The sequence below is a fragment of the Maribacter spongiicola genome, assembly GCF_052119685.1.
GTDB lineage: Bacteria > Bacteroidota > Bacteroidia > Flavobacteriales > Flavobacteriaceae > Maribacter > Maribacter spongiicola_A.
Genome location: NZ_JBGQOO010000003.1, coordinates 312102 through 330989 on the forward strand (window position 1 = coordinate 312102; position 18888 = coordinate 330989).

The following is an 18888-nucleotide window of genomic DNA, read 5'->3' on the forward strand; positions in this document are numbered from 1 at the left end:
GCATTATAACATAACTGTTATTAACATAATGATTGATTGTAAGGTAATTAGGTGCCGATCTTTTAACATTTTTAAGATTTTTTTAATAAATTGTGCGCTAAACACTAAACATTTTTACAATGACGAAAACAACAACCTATTTATTATTGATGTTGATTACCATTGTAGCTGGTACTTTCTTTTACATAACTTGTTGTAGCGAATGCGGCGCAGCGGTTACAGTAACAGAACCAGCCACAGAAAAGGTAATCGTAAAAGAGCCCTCGGCAACATCGTATCCATTCGCAATTGATGGAAACGGATTTGCCTACAACACCAATGACAATTATAACTTCAACATCTCTTCTCACGACATTTTAATGCCTTTAAGTGCTGAATTGACTCAGGGAGTTTCTGGTCTACAAAGCCATTTAGAGTCAAATGGTAGCAATGTTATCAATGTAACAGGATATTACACTAGCGAAGAAGAGAACAATACTGCGTTCCCTAATTTAGGACTTGCAAGAGCAAACTCCATTAAAAACGATTTAGCTTCTAAGGGATTCTCTACTGCCCAAATTAATACCCAAGGTAAACTAATGGATGAGATGATCCCTAAAGATGGCACGTATTGGGGAGCGGCTTCATTTGGTCTTGAAGAAAAGTCTGCTACTGAAGGTGATGACCTAAAGGCTTTATATGATAAAATTAAAGCTGATCCGCTAATTCTTTATTTCGATACAGCAGAAGCGTCAATTCATTTAGATGCCGAGCAAAAACAAAAAGTTGCCGATATTTCTAGATATTTAGATAAGGTTTCTGATGCTACATCAAGCGTAGTTGGTCATACAGATGCTACCGGGCAAGCAAGTACAAATATGAGACTAGGTCAAGACAGAGCAGAATTCGCTAAGAACTACCTAATGCAAAACGGAATACCCGCTGATAAAATTGTTGCTACGTCTAAAGGACAAACACAACCAATTGCTACAAACGCCACTGAAGAAGGCAGAGTAAAAAATAGACGAACAGTTATTACATTAAATTAAAACATACACTAACCTTATAAATAAGTAAAAACATGAATTTTGAAAATATGAATATTTGGTGCTGGCTAATTCCAGCTTTAGTTGGTATCATTTGTGGAATACTAGGTTACCTACTAGGCAAAAGTTCTGCCAAGGTTATAGATAATTCTGCTGAAATCAATAGTCTTACGGCTAGTAACACGAAGTTAAAGGCTGAACTATCCGATTTAAACAATCTTAAAGCAAGCAACAGTAAATTAAAAGCTGATTTAGATGCTTGTAACCAAAGAGTAATCGCGGCAAGCAAAGTAGTAACGCCAGCCCCGGCTGCCCCTAACGCACCAAATACTAATTTAGGTGCATCTGCCGCCTCTTTTGCTGCCGGTGCCGCTACAAGTAGCGCTTTAGCTTTTGACGGATCTGCTGCCAAATCTGCTTTTGGAAAAACAATTAAACAAGATGACTTAAAACTTGTTGAAGGTATTGGTCCAAAAATTGAAGGTATGTTCAAAGACCATGGCATTAAGACTTGGAAAGGACTTTCTGAAGCTAGTTTAGCCGAGTGTCAGAAAATATTGGATACTGGAGGAACTAGATATAAAATTCACGATCCTGCTTCATGGCCTTTACAAGCTAAGATGTGCTACGAAGGTAAGTGGGCAGAACTTGTAAAGTGGCAACAAGAACACAAACACGGTAAATTATAAATTACCGTTTACAGCAAAAAAAAATCCCGATCATTACTGATCGGGATTTTTTGTTTTATAATGCTCCGTTTGCCTCAACCCACTTAAAGTGATATTGATCTTGCGGAAATTTCATACGCTCTGCAATTCTTTCTAATCTTGAAGGCAACTTAACTAAATAATCACGTGCCTTTTCAGCTTCTTCATTTAAAGAACGAACCGTATCGATTTCCCAATACGCATTAAGCTTACTTAGAATATCAACATAGTCTTGTGCAGTATAAACACCTAACCGTTGTGCACAGTTAGAGAAGTTCTCGAATGCTGACCCTATTGTACCACCAGACTCACGTAAAAAATGTGCTGGCATAACAATCTTTTTCTTCATCATATCTGCAAAGGCAATCATCATACCAGATGGATCTTCGCCTAAAATAGTCTTCACGAATTCTCTGTACGCTAAATGATGTCTCATTTCATCACCGGCAATAATGGTACACATTTTACCTAATAAAGCATTTCCTTTTTTCTTTGCCATTTGCCCCACACGTTTGTGCGAAATATTCGTAGCCAACTCTTGAAAAGAGGTATATACAAAGTTTTTATATGGATCACGATCGGTACCGATATCAAAACCATCAGAAATTAAATGTTGAGTAGTAATTTCAATTTCTCTCATATTTACCCTTCCAGATAAATAAAGATATTTGTTCAGCACGTCGCCGTGTCTATTTTCTTCAGCTGTCCATGCGCGAACCCATTTTGCCCAGCCGTTTGTTTTATGGTCACCGTGTTGGTCAACACCAACAACATCCATTAACCAAGATTCATAAGTTGGCAATGCTTCTTCGGTTATGGTATCAGCTACCATGGTTACCCAAAAATCATATCCCAAATCTTTAGACTCTTCTCGAATATCTTTCACCTCTTGCAAGAATGTATCCTTTTCAGAATTTGGTAAAAAATCTGTTGGCTGCCATATATCCTCTGGTTTTATAAGGAAAGATTCCATGAAACTTTCTACCTTAGGCTCTAAAGCCTGCATCACTTCTAATCTTATATTTTTAGTAGACATAGTTTAGTTTTAATTAAAGATCGTCAATAAAACAATCAATTTTTAAGTAAAGTTAATGGTTTTCTTAGTTTCTGCCCTTTTCATTAGGATAAAAGGTATGTACGGGATCACTTTGCCAGTATTCTTTTGAATCTGCATCGAAGACAGTTAACGGCCCCTTGAAGGCTGCACCTGTATCAATATTCCAAACATTGGCCGCTTTCTGTGGTGTCGTTTTCCCAATACGAGTAACGGGGGTGTGCCCAATATAAATTTCAGAATAGTTTGTTAATCGCTTCGGATAGTGAATATGATCTTTATCTAAATCTGTATTTAATGAAAGTGCCAATTCCCAAAGGGTACGATCCCAATAGAACGTTTTTTTAAAATACTCATGTTCTATACCTTTTAAATTGGTAAAACCCGCGTGTAAGAACAATCTGCTTTCTGAATCTAAATAGTAATTATCTAAGCTTTCATAAAATTTCAAGTGTGCATTCTTGGTTTCTTTTGTAGCCTTACCATATGAATTTGAGGTCGCCTCGCCACCATGCATAAACCATGTTGGGTTGTCTGCTTGACCCGTTAACCACTCGTAGCAAAGCTCGTCATGGTTGCCTCTTAGATAAATACAATTATAGGTCTCTTTTAATTGTAAAAGATAATTTACCGTTTCAACAGCCTCAGACCAGCCATCGATATAATCTCCTAAGAAAATTATAGTATCATCTTCGGTAATAGCGGCTTTTTCAAGTGCTTGTTTTAAGGCTTGTAATCCTGAATGAATATCGCCTACAACCAGTGTTCTTTTTAAACTCATTTAGCAAAAATCGCAATTATGGCTATTATGACAAGGATAAAAATCACTAAAAAGAATATTTTCCAAAATGAATATGGCCTATTTCCACTTAGTACCCCTGTTTGCCCATTTATATAAAAATTAAACTCCTTACCATCATACCTATATGAACTAAGATATATAGGAAGTAAAATATGCTTGAATCTCTCATCGGTCAATTTAATATCGGCATTAGCTACTCTTTGGGTGTCACCTCCTATATCTCGTTTTATCCAATTATAGGCGATTTTCTTTGCTTCTTGAAAAGATTTGTGATGTCCTTCTTTAAGCGATACCGTATATTTTTCTGTCACAAAACCAGATAAGTATTTTGAGTTAAATACCACCAAATCTTTAAGATTCCAGAAGGCAATTTTAGACGGAATTTCTTTTCGCTTCTTTTCTGATGCACTTATGAGTATATCATCAACAAAACCATCTACTTTACCAGCAGCATAGGTCCACCTTGTTTTTCTTACCTGCCTAGTTCTTTTTCCTTTATTACTATTATAAGTTTGGGTTTCATAATAATAATCTCCTCTTTGCCCCTGGTAAGATGCAAAAAGGTTGGCATCGAACGTCCAGTACGGTATATACAACCCATGCAAACCTTCTGGATCTAATGCAGCCTTTTTTAAATTATCTGGCGCAAACCAAATTTTGGCTACCCAGGCTTTAAAAATAGAATGTGCCTTTTTCGAATCTAACTGAAAAGGCACTAGTGCACCAGGTAATATCCACCCTTCTTTTTCAATATCCTCCCTAATTAAAGGCTCGCTACAATACACACAATTAAGTGATTTGTAATTCTCCTCTACATGCTGGTTGGCTCCACAATTCTTGCAATGCAGTAATTCTATGGTTTCTGTATAGGCATTTTCACCGACAATTTTGAGGTAATGCTCTAATTCTAGCTCTTCGAAGCTACTTTTAGATTGCTCAATAAATTCTTCATAACCACAATACTCGCATGTTAGTTGATGCGAACCTGGCTTAAATTTTAATTCGGCACCACAATTGGCGCATGCTTTTTTATATTCCGATTGTTGAATATCATCCATAGAAAATTTTCCTTGTCCAAGAAAGGTCTGTTTATTTACTTCAAATTATGCGGTCGGTAAAGGTGGCGGTGTATTACCACCTAGGAAAGATTTTAATTCTTCAATTTCCTTAAGTACCGTCCAATTTGCCATTCCCTGTTTCCAAATCAAAGAATCTCTATTTATTGTTCTGCTTGCAAACAACTCCTTAAGTTTTTCTAATGAAACCGGACCCAATTGCTGACCACTTACCGCATAAAAGTAAGTAATCTGCGTAGGCATCGGTGGTGGTGCTTGTGGCTGCTGTGTGGGTTGCCCGCCAAAAGGTTGCGCACCCGGTTGCCCCATTAAACCACCCATTTGTTGCGCTAGTACGAAGCCCATACCCATGCCCATACCTGCACCAGCTGTACCGCCTTCATTTTTTGCAGCCAACTCCATAGCTTTAGCCGCTTTGAACTGTGCTAATTTGCCCATGTCCAATTTATCTAAACGACTGTACTCGAAAATCTCTTTTTTAAGCTCTTCTGGCATTGATACATTTTCGATGTAGAATTTCTCTAATTCAATACCTACCCTATTAAATTCTGGCTGCATTACCACTTGGCAGGTTTCAGAAAGTTCGCTAGTATTTGCCGCATATAACTCTATTGGTAAATTAGCTTCGCCAACCGTGTCTGTAAAACGGGTAACTATTAAACTTTTTAAATGTTCGTTAATTTCATAATTTGTGAAATTACCATCGGTACCCACCACATCTACTATAAACTTACCTGGATCATTGATTCTAAAACTATAGGTACCAAAAGCGCGTATTTCTACCAACCCGAAACGGTCATCGCTTAACATAAACGGATTCTTGGTTCCCCATTTCTCATCTGTAAACAATCGCGTATTTACAAAATACACCTCAGCCTTGAACGGACTGTCAAACCCGTATTTCCATCCTTTCAGAGTGGTTAAAATTGGCAAGTTTTGAGTGTTTAAAGTATAGGTACCCGGCTTAAAAACATCTGCCAATTGCCCTTCATTGATAAAAACTGCAGTTTGCCCTTCGCGAACAATTAACTGTGCGTTATTTTTTATTTCGTTTTGATATCGTTCAAAACGATGAACAATAGTATCATTAGTATTGTCTAGCCACTCAACAATATCTATAAATTCGTGGCTCAATTTTTTCTTTATTTCATCAAATATGCTCATGCTCAGTATGTGTTTTAAAATGTGCAATTCAAGATATGCAATTCATCAACAGAGCCAAAACCTTCAGCATAATAATTCAATAAAATAATATGCAATCAACCATATTTTAATATTTCCTTAAGATAATTTAGGAAATGGTTGTTTTTTCTAATTAACTTAGGCTTCCTAATTTTCTTTCAGAACTATGAAAAAGGTATTTTGTATCGGTGAATTATTGATTGATTTCGTTGCTGAAAACCAAGGCAAAGATCTTTCGAAAGCTAAAGAATTTTCTAAGAAAGCCGGTGGTGCACCTGCAAATGTGGCCTGTGCCATTAGTAAGCTCGGCGGAGATAGTTTTTTCGTCGGCTGTGTTGGTGATGACCCTTTCGGAACATTCTTATTGCGTATTCTTGCCAATGAAAAGGTTGATATTTCGCTAGCTCAAAAAAGTGATACATTTACAACCCTCGCCTTTGTATCTATAGATGCCGATGGTGAACGCGATTTTGTTTTTAGCCGTGGCGCAGATAAAGAACTTACTTACGATTCATCGCTAAAAACTAATTTTGAAAATAATATTATACACTTCGGTGCAGCCACTGCACTTCTAGGTGGTTCTTTAGAAGAAACATATAGCAGATACTTGTTTGACGGACTCACAAAAAAAGCCTTCATCAGTTTTGATCCTAATTATAGGGTTGACCTTTGGAAAGAGAAAGAGGATGTTTTTATACGTAAATGCCATGCCTTTATTGAAAAATCTCATTTGTGTAAATTTAGTTTAGAAGAGGCTAAGTTATTATCAGGTAAAGATAACTTAGAAGATGCTTGCAAGGTGTTTCACGAAATGGGAACAGAAATAATAGTGATTACCCTTGGTAGTGAAGGTACCCTATTGAGCACTTCAAATTTTAGTAAAACTATACCTAGTATAAAAGTAACGCCTAAAGATACTACTGGTGCTGGTGATGCTTTTATTGGTTGTCTTTTACAACAAATTGCACAACATTCTAAAATAGAAAATGTACTGGCAGACGAAAATCTTCTAACCAATATGGTAATAAGAGCCAATAAAGCAGGTGCCATTACCACCGAAAATTTTGGTGCTATCGAATCACTACCTACATTACAACAATTAGATTCTTAACATGAACCAAGCTGAATTACTACGGTTACTGGCTACAAGAAGTCAAAATAAAAAAGGCGCTCAACCTTTAACGTCATTATTTGAACAACGATTAGCAACCAATCTTTCGCTAATTAAAACTCAGTTTTTTTCTTTGTACAAAGAAGACGAACATAAAAAATTCTTTTATACCCTTTTAGACACCCTTGAAACGCTTTTTAAAGAGCGACCAACAGAACTACAAAAGCAAGATATCGTTCGTTTAAACTCTGGTAATTGGTACCAAAGTGAACAAATGGTGGGTATGCAGTTGTACGTTGATCGCTTTAACCAAGACATTAACGGACTAAAAGAAAAACTGCCTTATTTTGAAGATTTAGGTATTAACTTTCTTCACCTAATGCCGATTACCACAAGACCAGCTGGTGAAAATGACGGTGGTTATGCTGTAAATAGCTACCACGAAATTGATACCACCTACGGTACTAAAAATGATTTTAAAGCTTTTACCAAAAAAGCACGAGAGAACAACATGTTCTTAATGCTCGATTTTGTGGTTAACCATACTTCAGATGAGTTTGAGTGGGCAATGAAAGCAAAAGAAGGAAGCTTGCACCATCAAAATTACTATTATACCTATTCTGATCGTCATATACCTGACGAGTTCGAAAAGACGCTTCCTGAAATATTTCCACAATCGGCACCAGGCAATTTTACTTATAATATAGAGATGGAAAAGTGGGTTATGACCTGCTTTAATACCTATCAATGGGACCTAAATTATAGAAACCCCGAAGTATTCATTGAAATGCTCGGTAATTTAATGTCTCTAGCAAATCTAGGTGTAGATGTTATACGTTTTGATGCACTTGCCTTTCTTTGGAAAAAACTGGGTACGTTATCACAGAATTTACCCGAAGCTCATACACTCATTTCTCTTTTTAGAATGTGCTTGCAGGTAATTGCACCAGGTGTTATTCTTTTGGCAGAAGCAATTGTAACTCCTAGAAATATTATAAAGTATTTTGGAGAAGATACAACAGAAGGTAACGAGTGCGAAGTTGCTTATAACGCCTCTTTAATGGCTTTATTATGGAATTCGATTGCCACTAAAAAAGCCGATTTAATGGTCAAAAGTGTTACCGAAATACCGAGTAAACCTAATGATGCTACCTGGATCAATTACATTCGTTGCCACGATGATATCGGTCTTGGCTATGACGATGATTTTGTACGTGCCATGGGTTTTGACCCGACAGCTCACAAGCAGTTTATACTTAATTATTATTGTGGTAAATTAGAATGGTCACCTGCAAAAGGGTTGATGTTCATGTACAACCCTAAAAATGGGGATGGTAGAATTACCGGAAGCGCCGCATCGTTATTAGGACTAGAAACTGCATTAGCCCAAAACAACAAACATATTGTCGATTATGCCATCACTAAAATCTTAATGATGCATGGTATTATTTTGACTTTTGGCGGTATACCGATGATTTATGCCGGTGATGAAATTGGCACCTTAAACGATTATTCTTACGAGCAGAATGTGGATCATGTAAATGATAATCGCTGGGTAAATAGACCTATGCAAAACTGGGATGTTGTTTCTAAATTGAAAACTGAAAAAGATAGTCCTGCAAGCATCATCTTCAACGGATTAAAAAATATGATCCGCTTACGTAAAGAGCACAGCGTATTTTCAGATACTAATGATATAAAAATTCATGGCTGCCCTAATCAGCATGTATTTGTGTATCAAAGAACTCATGAAGATCAGAGTGTTTGGGTGCTGTCTAATTTTAATGAAGTGACCGAAACTTTAAATATTGGTTGGTTACTTTCTATCGGTATTCATGCCGGTACAAATTCTATTGATTTATTAACAGGTAACACCATTGAACTCATACATAATGAACTACCACTAAAACCTTACGAGCAAATTTGGATTAAGAATATTTAATTATTTCTTAGATTAAATCAATAAATGAATCAAATATTAGACATTAGAATTAAGCCTAAAGTAACAATTGTTTTTAACGAAGAAAAGTTTGAAATAATTGATGCCGAGGATGTAGATAACAATGGGCTTTTTTTGATTTAGAACCTTATAAATGTTGAGGTTAATGAAAAAAAACTAACTGGTTCATTACAATTTTAAGTTTTACCGTAGATCTTTTTACGGGTAGTGGATCCGGTAGTAAATACAAAGACAAAGCTTATTTAAACATTGACCTCGAAAATCGGAGTATCAAAATATGGCTTTCTAATGAAAACATTGATAAAGCCAATAAAGCTAAAGATTTATTGATGAGAGCCATTTTGAAATAAGTTAAACTTGAATATCAACTATACTTCACCTTTCTAAGTACTCGAAGTGCCTCTTTCAACGAATCATTTATTGCCGGGTATTTAGGTTTAAGCACTTGCCTGGCATTTTCCATTAGTTCTTTAGCTTCTTCAAATCCGTTGAGATAGCATATTAAATACGAATCTGCCAAGTATCGTAAACTTTTAACCTCATGTATAGTCAGTGCTAAACTTTTACCTGCTTTGATCACTAAAGCATTATTGCTTTCATATATCTTTTGTAGCTCTTGTTTATCATGTACAGGAGGATCAAAAAGTAAATCGCTGGTTATTTGATAGGTGCCATTCTCACTAAAATTTATTACCACTTTTTCTAACGGATAATACTTTTGTTTCGCGGCCAGACCCAACTGCACATATTCAATTGTAGTAAAAGAATTATCGTCATAAGCAATGGTAACCTCATCTAAGTTGGAGTAAAATAATTTTACCTGTTCATTTATCAATTCTATATCGACCCTGTAGTAATAGGTTTCTCCATTAGTAACCTTTTTATTGCCTGCCCAACAGACTACGAACTGTTCTTTAAAGACCTTATAATCACTTTCTAAATCTTTATGTCGGTGGTTTATAAAATCGATAACACCGTCAAGAGTAAGCTCTATGTTATTTTTGGCATGTTGTTCAATAGTGGCTACAGCTTCAGAATTAACATCTTTCAATTCAATATCAAAAACCTTGGGCAGGCTTATACTGCCTTCTCTAAAAAATACCGAACCGCCATAATACTTCCAGATATTTTTTCTGAGCGAACAAATTTTTCCGATTGACTTTATGGTTACTAAGCCCACCACTTTACCATTCGGCAAATGCGGAAAAGGAATATTTTCGTACGAAATTAAAGGCGGGTTATCTAAATAGGCATTCACCAAATTTTGAATCTTACTATCATCAAAAAAATCTACTCCTACTATTTTATTATCCTCATCTTCAACGCCGACAACTATAAATGAATTATTCTTGGGGTTGCTATTTGCTAATGCACATACATGCTTTAAAAACTTACCCTTACCCTCTTTTTCGCCTATTGAAATAAATCGCTTTTTATCGTAAAAACTATTTTCGTCGTTGTGAGCGAGCAAGTTTTTTACCAAAAGGCGTTTATTAATCATTTCTAAGGATTTTTCTTTTGGCTTTTGGCTTAAAAGATTTTATTCTAAAATTTTTTACTATTCTCTGATAATTTTGTGCTACCGATACTCAAAATACTTTCCTCTATAAATCTTTCTTCACCATAGTTGAAGAAGCCTGCGCTGTTGGCATTACTACTAAATCTGCAATATTTACATGAAAAGGTCTAGTAACCACAAAATGAATGATATCTGCAATATCTTCAGGTTTTAAGGCTTGAAATCCTTTATAAACATTCTCTGCTCTTTCTTCATCTCCCTTAAAACGAACATTACTGAATTCAGTCTCTACCAACCCAGGGTTTACTGCGCCAACTCGAATACCTGTGCCATTTAGATCCATACGCATTCCTTGATTAATAGCATCGACCGCATGCTTACTTGCGCAATATACATTGCCTTTTGGGTATACTTCTTTACCGGCGGTAGAACCAATATTTATAATATGACCAGATTTTCGAGCCACCATTTGAGGGATTATGGTTTTTGAAACATACAACAACCCTTTTACATTAATATCTAACATGGCATCCCAATCATCTGTATTTCCATCTTGAATGGTATCCATACCATGGGCGTTACCTGCATTATTTATCAAAATGTCTATTTGAGAAAATTCTTTGGGTAACGAATCAAATGCCTCTTGAACCGATTCTTTATTTCGGATATCAAAATTTAAGGTGTGTACCTGAACTTCTTTACCCAATTCTTCTTTTAGCGCATCTAGTCGATCTTGACGACGACCACACAACACCAAGTTAATTCCATTTAGAGCAAAATGAATCGCCGTTGATTTTCCAATCCCGCTTGTAGCTCCTGTAATAAATGCTGTTTTTGTCATTTTATATTTTAATTATGCAACTTCATGTCCTTCATTCGCTTCTAGTAATAAAAACCAATCTTGTACCTCCATCTCAATAGAAACCGCATCCATCGCCATTTTTAAACGCTTCGGTGTTGCCGTACCTACGACAGGGTAAACATAAGACGGGTGTTTTAAAATCCATGCCAATAAAAGCTGATCTTCTGTTGCATTGTATTTTTTCGTCAATACTGCTAACACGTTTTTTATTCTAGCGTTGGCTTTAGATTCTTCTCTAAAATAACTGCCAAGCGGACTCCAGCTCATTACCATTCTATCATAAGTTAAAGAATCGTCAAGCGTGCCGTCATTCATTGCGCCATTTGAAGATAAGGAATACTCGACTTGATTTGCCTCTACTTGAATTTCCTTTTCTATAAGTTGAATTTGAGATGGCGTAAAATTTGAGACTCCGAACTGCCTTATTTTTCCATCAAACTTTAATTTATCAATAGCTTCGGCAATTTCTGAAGGATTCATTAATGGGCTAGGTCTATGCAACAAAAGCATATCTAAATGATCCGTCTGTAGCATTTTTAAAGACCGCTCTACAGATGCTATTATATAGTCTTTATCATAATCGTAGTGCTTGACCCTATTCGACCTCTCCTTTACATCGAACTGAATACCGCACTTACTTATTAATTGAATGTCTTCCCTTTTGATGGCACTCTCTTTAAAGGCTTTACCAAAATCTTCTTCATTGGTATAATCACCATAAATATCTGCATGATCAAAAGTGGTTATATTATTTTCTATGCAATGATTCATTAGTGAAATCATTTCGGCGGTAGAATGTTGTTTTCCCCATTTACCCCACGTCATAGTACCTGCAATTATTCTAGAATATTTCAATGTATTGTTATTTGTTTAATGAAATTAAAAAGAAATCCCTTAAAACCTTCATAAAAATCAGGGGTTTTCCAATTTTTTAACCTATCATTAACAGCTACTGACTGAATAAATTTTCAATTTGCATGACTGTTAAAATTAGAAGTCTTAACAATCAATAATATAAAGTTTTAAATGGAAGAAAATACTTCAATTGATATTAGTGCCGTTAATGAGAAAATAGCTCGAGAAAGTGCTTTTATCGATTTACTAATGCTTGAGATGAATAAAGTAATCGTTGGCCAAAAATATATGGTCGAACGATTATTAATCGGACTTTTAGGACAAGGTCATATTTTACTCGAAGGGGTACCCGGTTTAGCAAAAACCTTAGCCATTAACACGCTTTCAAAAGCAGTAAAAGGTAGCTTTAGTAGAATACAATTTACCCCAGATTTGCTGCCTGCAGATGTTGTTGGTACGATGATCTACAATATGAAACTAAACGATTTTTCTATTAAGAAAGGTCCGATTTTCGCAAACTTCGTGCTTGCAGATGAGATTAACCGTGCACCTGCCAAAGTACAATCTGCTTTATTAGAAGCGATGCAAGAAAAGCAAGTAACTATTGGTGACGAAACTTTTATTCTTGATAAGCCTTTCTTAGTTATGGCAACCCAAAACCCAGTTGAGCAAGAAGGTACCTACCCCTTACCTGAAGCGCAAATTGACCGTTTTATGTTGAAGACCGTTATTGATTACCCGAAAATAAATGAAGAGCAATTAATTATGCGTCAGAATTTAGCGGGTAATTATGAGACCGTAAATGCAGTTGTATCCATAGAACAAATACTAAGTGCTCAAAAGGCAGTACGTGAAGTTTATATGGATGAAAAAATCGAGAAATATATACTTGATATTGTTTTTGCTACTAGATATCCTGAAAAATATAATTTAGAAAGTTTAAAACCTTTAATCAGTTTTGGTGCATCGCCAAGAGGAAGTATCAACTTAGGTATTGCCGCAAAATGTTATGCCTTTATTAAAAGAAGAGGTTATGTTGTTCCTGAAGATGTACGAGCAATTGTACACGATGTGTTAAGACATAGAATAGGAATAACCTACGAAGCAGAAGCTGAAAACATTACCTCTGTTGACATCATCAACAAAATTGTAAACGAGATAGAGGTACCTTAACCTAGTTTTTGGTATTCGGCATTTTCAATTTTACATGCTGAATATTATATACTGCTAAAAGGAAACTGTAAACTGTTTGCTAAAAAAATGGATACCAAAGAGCTACTCAAAAAAGTACGGAAAATTGAAATAAAGACGAGACGTCTTTCTGACCATATGTTTGGTGGGGAATACCACTCTACCTTTAAAGGTCGTGGTATGACATTTAGTGAAGTTCGACAGTATCAATTTGGTGATGATGTAAGAAATATTGATTGGAACGTTACCGCCCGTTATAATGAACCGTATATAAAGGTTTTTGAAGAAGAGCGAGAATTGACCATGATGTTAATGGTAGATATTAGTGGCTCTGAACTTTTCGGTACAACAAATCAATTCAAAAATGAAATTGTAACCGAAATATCGGCAACCTTAGCTTTTAGTGCACTACAAAATAATGATAAGGTCGGTGTTATTTTGTTCTCTGATCAAATAGAACTTTTTATTCCTCCTAAAAAAGGAAAGACCCACGTTTTACGCATTATTAGAGAATTACTAGAGTTTAAGCCAAAAAGTAACAAGACAGATATTGCACAGGCATTAAAGTTCTTGAGCAGTATCATGAAAAAGAAAGCTATTGTTTTTGTTCTTTCTGATTTTATTGATGAAGGATACGAAAAGACTTTAAAGATTACAGGTAATAAGCACGATGTAACAGGTATTCGTGTTTACGATGAACGCGAAGAAACCATTCCGAATTTGGGTATGGTGCAAATTGAAGATGCAGAGACCGGTAAAATACAATTGGTAAATACCAAATCTAAAAAAGTACGTAACGCTTATGCTGCGTACAATTTAGAACGTGTTGCCTATTTTAAAGAGTCTTTTACAAAAGCGGGTTGCGGGGTTTTAGATTGTAGGGTCGACGAAAGTTATGTAAAAAAATTATTGGGCTATTTTAAACGAAGAGGTTGATACGAATGAATTATACGAATAGAAAAATTAACAGCGGTGTTTCGTTCATAAAACGAATTTCACCTTTATTGGTATTTCTACTGTTTTTCTTTGAATTATCTGCACAAGAACGCCCGAGTATAATTACAAAGGTCGACACCACATTTATTAAAATTGGAGAGCAAGTAAAATGGACGGTTACAGTTGAAGTTGATTCTACCGACGTTGTTATTTTTCCGGAGGGGCAGACATTTTCTCCTTTAGAAACCGTAGAGGCTTTTGCAACCGATACAACAAGAAAAAAAGACCGCCTTACACTTCAAAAAATATACGCGCTTACCCAATTCGATTCTGGCGCTTACAAACTACCATCGCAACGTATCGACATTAACGGTACTGGTTTTATGACAGATTCAACACTGATTAATGTAGCTACAATACCTGTAGATACTTTAAATCAGAAAATGTATGATATTAAACCTCTTATAAACGTAGATAAAAGCAATTTTGACCTTTGGAAGTATGTATTGATCGGTCTTTTAATACTTTTAATTGTAGGTGCCCTTTTATATTGGTTCGTGTTCCGTAAAAAACCACTTAGCGAAGAGGAAAAAGTAGCACTTTTACCGCCTTACGATAGAGCTTTATTAGAACTTAAACGTTTAGAACATTCTAAATATTTAATTCAAGACGAGTACAAAGAATACTATTCTGAATTAACTACCATTGTACGTTCTTATTTAGAAGAAGATGCACATGTTTCTGCATTAGAAAGCACCACCGGTCAGTTAATTGAAAAACTAGAACTTTTAAAAGATGCAGGTGAATTACAATTAGATGATGACACCATTAAACAATTTTCGCAAATATTACAGACGGCAGATTTAGTAAAGTTCGCAAAAAATAAACCTTCTAGTTCTGTTGCCGAACAAGATAGAAAGTTGGTAGAACAAATCGTTGTAAAAACACACGATGCTTTACCAGAACCTACCGAAGAAGAGTTATTTCAACAAGCTGAATATCAAGAAGAATTAGAACGTAAGGCAAAAAAGAAGAAAATAAAAATTGCTGTTTTATCTACTATTGCATTACTAATGATAGGTATTACTATTGCGGGAGTGAAATTTGGCTTTGGCTACTTAAAAGACACAGTTATTGGGCACCCAACCAAAGAACTTTTAGAGGGTGAATGGGTGCGGAGTAGTTATGGCTTTCCTCCCATTCAACTAGAGACTCCGCAAGTGTTGGTGCGTCAAGAAATAAAATTACCGCCAGAGGCGAAAGCTGCTATTGCAGATATTCAAGCTTTTCAATATTCTAGCCCAATCGGTCTTTTCAATGCAGCAACAACGTCTATTACATTGGCACAACAAGATGCCGAACCAGATTTTGATAAAACCATTGAACAGATTTTATCAAATTTTGAAAGTCAAGGCGCGAAAAATATTATTACCAAACAAGAAGAATTCAGCACGATTAGTGGTGTTAAAGGGGTTAAAGTTTATGGAAGCGGTGAATTTTTAGCACCTGGATCAAAAGAATTAATGGCAGGGGAATATACTGTACTCCTTTTTGGTGGTAAAGGTTTTCAACAATACGTAATTCTTACCTGGTTAAAAGACGACACGTACGCACAAGAAATAGTAGACCGAATTTTAGCATCGGTAGAAGTAAAAACAGAAGCATAAATGTTAGATAATATATCATTTGCAAATCCTGATTTCTTTTGGCTGTTCTTACTACTGCCATTAGCAATCGTGTGGTATATCTTTAAGCAAAAAGAGCAAACTGCATCGTTACGTATATCGAGTGTAAAGGGCTTTAGGTATAATAGCATTTTACCCAAATTAAAACCTGGTTTATTTGTTTTACGATTACTGGCTCTAGGTGCAATAATTGTGGCATTGGCAAGACCACAAACAGAAGATATATCTACACGTACCAAAACTACAAAGGGTATTGATATTGTTATGGCCATCGATGTTTCTTCGAGTATGTTGGCAAGAGATTTGAAGCCGAATAGACTATCGGCGCTTAAAGATGTGGCGGCAGATTTTATCAAAAAAAGACCTAATGACCGTATAGGTTTAGTAGTGTATGCCGGTGAAGGTTACACTAAAACACCTGTTACTACCGACAAAGCTATTGTATTGAATGCGCTTTCTGAAATTACTTATGGTCAATTAGAAGATGGTACTGCAATAGGCATGGGGTTGGCAACTTCTGTAAACCGCTTAAAAGAAAGTACTGCAAAAAGTAAGATTATCATATTATTGACCGATGGGGTCAACAACTCTGGTTTTATTGAACCACAAACGGCAGCCGACCTTGCAATTGAATATGCAATAAAAACATACACCATAGGTTTGGGTACTAACGGTAATGCCCTTTCGCCAATCGCCTATAACGCAGACGGTTCTTTTAGATACGGAATGCGACAAGTAGAAATTGATGAGAATCTATTAAAAGATATTGCCAGCGCTACAGGAGGAAAATATTTTAGAGCTACAGATAATGAGTCTTTAGAAGAAATTTATGACGAGATAAATAAACTTGAAAAAACAGAAATAGAGGAATTTAAATATTACCGCTACGAAGAAAAATTTAGACTTTGGGTTTTATTGGCAGGAGCTTTGCTTTTGTTAGAATGGATTTTAAGAAACACGCTTTTTAGAAGCTTTGTATAATATGGTACAGTACGACGAAAAAATATATTTTTATTTACTCATTATCATCCCGGTGATAGTGGTGTTGTTCCTATTATTATTGGTGTGGAAAAAGAGAACGCAGAAGAAATTTGCAGACTCAGAGTTATTAAAAAGACTAACACCAAACCGTTCTTATAATAAAGGTACCATTAAATTGGTCGTGTTTATTCTTGCCCTTGCATTATTAATTATTGGATTAGTAAATCCTAAAATTGGAACCAAACTAGAAACCGTAAAACGCGAAGGTGTAGATATTGTATTTGCCGTTGATGTCAGCAAAAGTATGCTCGCAGAAGACATTGCACCCAATAGAATAGAAAAAGCGAAAAGATTAGTTTCTGAGATCATAAACCAATTGGCAAGCGATCGAATTGGTATTATTGCTTATGCAGGCCAGGCTTACCCACAACTACCGATTACAACAGATTATGGCGCCGCAAAAATGTTCTTACAGGGCATGAATACCGATATGCTAACATCGCAAGGTACTGCCATAGACCAAGCCATCGAGTTAGCTACTACCTATTATGATGATGCCGAACAAACTAATCGTGTACTGTTCATTATTTCTGACGGCGAAGACCACTCTGAAGGCTCTACTTTAGATGCGGTAGAAGATGCTGTAGATGAAGGCATTATTATTTACACTATTGGTGTTGGTAAAGAGAAAGGTGCACCGATACCCATTAAAAGAAACGGAATTTTAGAAAGCCTGAAAAAAGATAGTCAGGGCGAAACCGTAATTACAAAATTAAACGAGAGTGTTTTAGTAGATATTGCCAACGAAGGAAAAGGACAGTATATAGACGGCTCTAACACAGAAGCCGCAGTAGAATTTATTAAAGGAGAATTGTTGAAAATGGATAAGAAAGAATTCGAGGCCAAACAATTCGCAGAATTTAAAGATCAGTTTCAATGGTTTATTGGCGGGGCATTGTTGCTTCTTTTTTTAGATATATTTATCTTGGACCGCAAGACTAACTGGTTAAAGAAACTCAATTTGTTCAATGAGAAAAGAAATGAATAAAATAAGCACAGTTTTACTTTTGCTTTTCGTTTGCCTATCGTCTTTCGCGCAAGAAATCGATGAGAAGGAAAAAGAAAAGGCATTAAGGTCGTCTACAAACTATACTTGGGATGCTAACAAAGCTTTGTCTGATGACAATTTTATTGCTGCAGAAGTAGACTATAGAAAAGCTATTTCAAAAAGCGCAGATAATAGCGCCGCACCTTATAATTTAGGTAATGCCTATTACGAGAACGAGACCTATAATGAGGCTTTTGGCAGATTTAAAGAAGCAGGCGAAGCATCTACATCTAAAGCAGATAAACATAAAGCTTACCATAACATGGGTAATGTATTTATGAAACGTAAAGATTATGCAAAAGCGGTAGAAGCTTATAAAGAGGCCTTACGTAATAACCCTACAGATGAAGAAACCCGTTACAATTTAGCCTTGGCAAAAGAACTTTTGAAAAAGGATCAAGATGAGAACAAGCAAGATCAAGACGATAAGGACAAGGACAAAGATCAAGACGAGAACAAAGACGAAGACAAAAAGGACGAAGGAGAAAACGAGGATAAGAAAGATCAAGGAGAAGACGGAGATAAGGGTGACGAAGGCGATAAAAACGAAGAGAAGAAAGACGATAATAAAGATGGTGAAGGGGATAAATCTGATCAAAAAAAGAAACCCGAACAAGGCGAGGGCGAAAACGAACAAGAGCAACAACAACCTAGACCCAATCAACTTTCTAAGCAGCAGGTCGATAATTTATTGAGAGCCATGCAGAATGCAGAAAAAAAGGTTCAAGATAAAATCGACGCAAAAAAAGTGCAAGGTGTAAAGGTTAAAAATGAAAAAGATTGGTAGACTTTAAGTCCATAGCTAAACTTGGGTTACTGGTAACCGTTTTTCTA

17 protein-coding genes are annotated in these 18888 nt (G+C 35.9%); 10 read left to right on the forward strand and 7 right to left on the reverse strand.

Going from position 1 to position 18888, the window contains the following annotated elements; genetic code table 11:
• Positions 1 to 119: 119 nt before the first annotated feature.
• Positions 120 to 1028 (forward strand): OmpA family protein, encoded by a 909-nt coding sequence (locus ACEN2N_RS07785; protein WP_441823796.1) that lies wholly within the window; start codon positions 120 to 122, stop codon positions 1026 to 1028.
• A gap of 32 nt (positions 1029 to 1060) precedes the next feature.
• On the forward strand, positions 1061 to 1714 hold the full coding sequence (locus ACEN2N_RS07790) for a hypothetical protein (protein ID WP_441823797.1): 654 nt from the start codon (positions 1061 to 1063) through the stop codon (positions 1712 to 1714).
• Between the two features lie 55 nt (positions 1715 to 1769).
• On the opposite strand, the gene ACEN2N_RS07795 is transcribed toward ACEN2N_RS07790, so the two are convergent.
• From ACEN2N_RS07795 to ACEN2N_RS07810, 4 genes are all read right to left on the reverse strand, one after another.
• Positions 1770 to 2768, reverse strand: coding sequence for an acyl-ACP desaturase (locus tag ACEN2N_RS07795; protein WP_424003385.1), 999 nt, complete (start codon positions 2766 to 2768; stop codon positions 1770 to 1772).
• A 64-nt stretch (positions 2769 to 2832) separates the two neighbouring features.
• Entirely contained in the window at positions 2833 to 3567 is a 735-nt protein-coding gene (locus tag ACEN2N_RS07800) for a metallophosphoesterase family protein (protein WP_441823798.1), read from the reverse strand.
• Entirely contained in the window at positions 3564 to 4646 is a 1083-nt protein-coding gene (locus ACEN2N_RS07805) for a DNA helicase PriA (RefSeq protein ID WP_441823799.1), read from the reverse strand. Before ACEN2N_RS07805 ends, ACEN2N_RS07800 begins: the two co-directional genes overlap by 4 nt.
• A 45-nt stretch (positions 4647 to 4691) precedes the next feature.
• A complete protein-coding gene (locus ACEN2N_RS07810) occupies positions 4692 to 5828 on the reverse strand; it encodes an SPFH domain-containing protein (protein WP_441823800.1) in 1137 nt (378 codons plus the stop codon).
• 184 nt (positions 5829 to 6012) lie between these two features.
• On the opposite strand from ACEN2N_RS07810, the gene ACEN2N_RS07815 reads away from it, so the two are divergent.
• Both ACEN2N_RS07815 and ACEN2N_RS07820 read left to right on the forward strand, forming a co-directional pair.
• Positions 6013 to 6957, forward strand: coding sequence for a carbohydrate kinase family protein (locus tag ACEN2N_RS07815; RefSeq protein ID WP_441823801.1), 945 nt, complete (start codon positions 6013 to 6015; stop codon positions 6955 to 6957).
• Position 6958: 1 nt separating this feature from the next.
• Positions 6959 to 8899, forward strand: a complete 1941-nt coding sequence (locus tag ACEN2N_RS07820; RefSeq protein ID WP_441823802.1) for an amylosucrase — start codon at positions 6959 to 6961, stop codon at positions 8897 to 8899.
• 382 nt (positions 8900 to 9281) lie between these two features.
• On the opposite strand, the gene ACEN2N_RS07825 is transcribed toward ACEN2N_RS07820, so the two are convergent.
• From ACEN2N_RS07825 to ACEN2N_RS07835, 3 genes are all read right to left on the reverse strand, one after another.
• Positions 9282 to 10418, reverse strand: coding sequence for an ATP-binding protein (locus tag ACEN2N_RS07825; protein WP_441823803.1), 1137 nt, complete (start codon positions 10416 to 10418; stop codon positions 9282 to 9284).
• 103 nt (positions 10419 to 10521) lie between these two features.
• A complete protein-coding gene (locus ACEN2N_RS07830) occupies positions 10522 to 11277 on the reverse strand; it encodes an SDR family NAD(P)-dependent oxidoreductase (protein ID WP_441823804.1) in 756 nt (251 codons plus the stop codon).
• A 12-nt stretch (positions 11278 to 11289) separates the two neighbouring features.
• A complete protein-coding gene (locus tag ACEN2N_RS07835; RefSeq protein WP_441823805.1) occupies positions 11290 to 12153 on the reverse strand; it encodes an aldo/keto reductase in 864 nt (287 codons plus the stop codon).
• Positions 12154 to 12324: 171 nt separating this feature from the next.
• On the opposite strand from ACEN2N_RS07835, the gene ACEN2N_RS07840 reads away from it, so the two are divergent.
• From ACEN2N_RS07840 to ACEN2N_RS07865, 6 genes are all read left to right on the forward strand, one after another.
• On the forward strand, positions 12325 to 13326 hold the full coding sequence (locus ACEN2N_RS07840) for an AAA family ATPase (protein ID WP_424003405.1): 1002 nt from the start codon (positions 12325 to 12327) through the stop codon (positions 13324 to 13326).
• 87 nt (positions 13327 to 13413) lie between these two features.
• Positions 13414 to 14280 carry a DUF58 domain-containing protein gene (locus ACEN2N_RS07845; RefSeq protein WP_441823806.1) on the forward strand — a complete coding sequence of 289 codons (867 nt, stop codon included), beginning with the start codon at positions 13414 to 13416 and terminating at the stop codon, positions 14278 to 14280.
• A gap of 5 nt (positions 14281 to 14285) precedes the next feature.
• Positions 14286 to 15947, forward strand: coding sequence for a hypothetical protein (locus ACEN2N_RS07850; protein WP_441823807.1), 1662 nt, complete (start codon positions 14286 to 14288; stop codon positions 15945 to 15947).
• On the forward strand, positions 15948 to 16946 hold the full coding sequence (locus tag ACEN2N_RS07855; RefSeq protein WP_441823808.1) for a vWA domain-containing protein: 999 nt from the start codon (positions 15948 to 15950) through the stop codon (positions 16944 to 16946). It abuts the gene before it with no gap.
• Between the two features lies 1 nt (position 16947).
• Positions 16948 to 17994, forward strand: a complete 1047-nt coding sequence (locus ACEN2N_RS07860) for a VWA domain-containing protein (protein ID WP_441823809.1) — start codon at positions 16948 to 16950, stop codon at positions 17992 to 17994.
• The gene (locus ACEN2N_RS07865; RefSeq protein ID WP_441823810.1) at positions 17987 to 18841 is read left to right on the forward strand and encodes a tetratricopeptide repeat protein; all 855 of its coding nucleotides are present in this window, start codon (positions 17987 to 17989) and stop codon (positions 18839 to 18841) included. Before ACEN2N_RS07860 ends, ACEN2N_RS07865 begins: the two co-directional genes overlap by 8 nt.
• Positions 18842 to 18888: the final 47 nt, after the last annotated feature.

What these genes read in the sequence shown, in the direction of transcription:
- ACEN2N_RS07825 (WP_441823803.1), bottom strand. Translation starts at nt 10,418, where the DNA reads ATGATTAATAAACGCCTTTTGGTAAAAAACTTGCTCGCTCACAACGAC.
- ACEN2N_RS07845 (WP_441823806.1), top strand. Translation starts at nt 13,414, where the DNA reads ATGGATACCAAAGAGCTACTCAAAAAAGTACGGAAAATTGAAATAAAG.
- ACEN2N_RS07820 (WP_441823802.1), top strand. Translation starts at nt 6,959, where the DNA reads ATGAACCAAGCTGAATTACTACGGTTACTGGCTACAAGAAGTCAAAAT.
- ACEN2N_RS07785 (WP_441823796.1), top strand. Translation starts at nt 120, where the DNA reads ATGACGAAAACAACAACCTATTTATTATTGATGTTGATTACCATTGTA.
- ACEN2N_RS07865 (WP_441823810.1), top strand. Translation starts at nt 17,987, where the DNA reads ATGAATAAAATAAGCACAGTTTTACTTTTGCTTTTCGTTTGCCTATCG.
- ACEN2N_RS07800 (WP_441823798.1), bottom strand. Translation starts at nt 3,567, where the DNA reads ATGAGTTTAAAAAGAACACTGGTTGTAGGCGATATTCATTCAGGATTA.
- ACEN2N_RS07790 (WP_441823797.1), top strand. Translation starts at nt 1,061, where the DNA reads ATGAATTTTGAAAATATGAATATTTGGTGCTGGCTAATTCCAGCTTTA.
- ACEN2N_RS07855 (WP_441823808.1), top strand. Translation starts at nt 15,948, where the DNA reads ATGTTAGATAATATATCATTTGCAAATCCTGATTTCTTTTGGCTGTTC.
- ACEN2N_RS07815 (WP_441823801.1), top strand. Translation starts at nt 6,013, where the DNA reads ATGAAAAAGGTATTTTGTATCGGTGAATTATTGATTGATTTCGTTGCT.
- ACEN2N_RS07830 (WP_441823804.1), bottom strand. Translation starts at nt 11,277, where the DNA reads ATGACAAAAACAGCATTTATTACAGGAGCTACAAGCGGGATTGGAAAA.
- ACEN2N_RS07805 (WP_441823799.1), bottom strand. Translation starts at nt 4,646, where the DNA reads ATGGATGATATTCAACAATCGGAATATAAAAAAGCATGCGCCAATTGT.
- ACEN2N_RS07860 (WP_441823809.1), top strand. Translation starts at nt 16,948, where the DNA reads ATGGTACAGTACGACGAAAAAATATATTTTTATTTACTCATTATCATC.
- ACEN2N_RS07795 (WP_424003385.1), bottom strand. Translation starts at nt 2,768, where the DNA reads ATGTCTACTAAAAATATAAGATTAGAAGTGATGCAGGCTTTAGAGCCT.
- ACEN2N_RS07810 (WP_441823800.1), bottom strand. Translation starts at nt 5,828, where the DNA reads ATGAGCATATTTGATGAAATAAAGAAAAAATTGAGCCACGAATTTATA.
- ACEN2N_RS07840 (WP_424003405.1), top strand. Translation starts at nt 12,325, where the DNA reads ATGGAAGAAAATACTTCAATTGATATTAGTGCCGTTAATGAGAAAATA.
- ACEN2N_RS07850 (WP_441823807.1), top strand. Translation starts at nt 14,286, where the DNA reads ATGAATTATACGAATAGAAAAATTAACAGCGGTGTTTCGTTCATAAAA.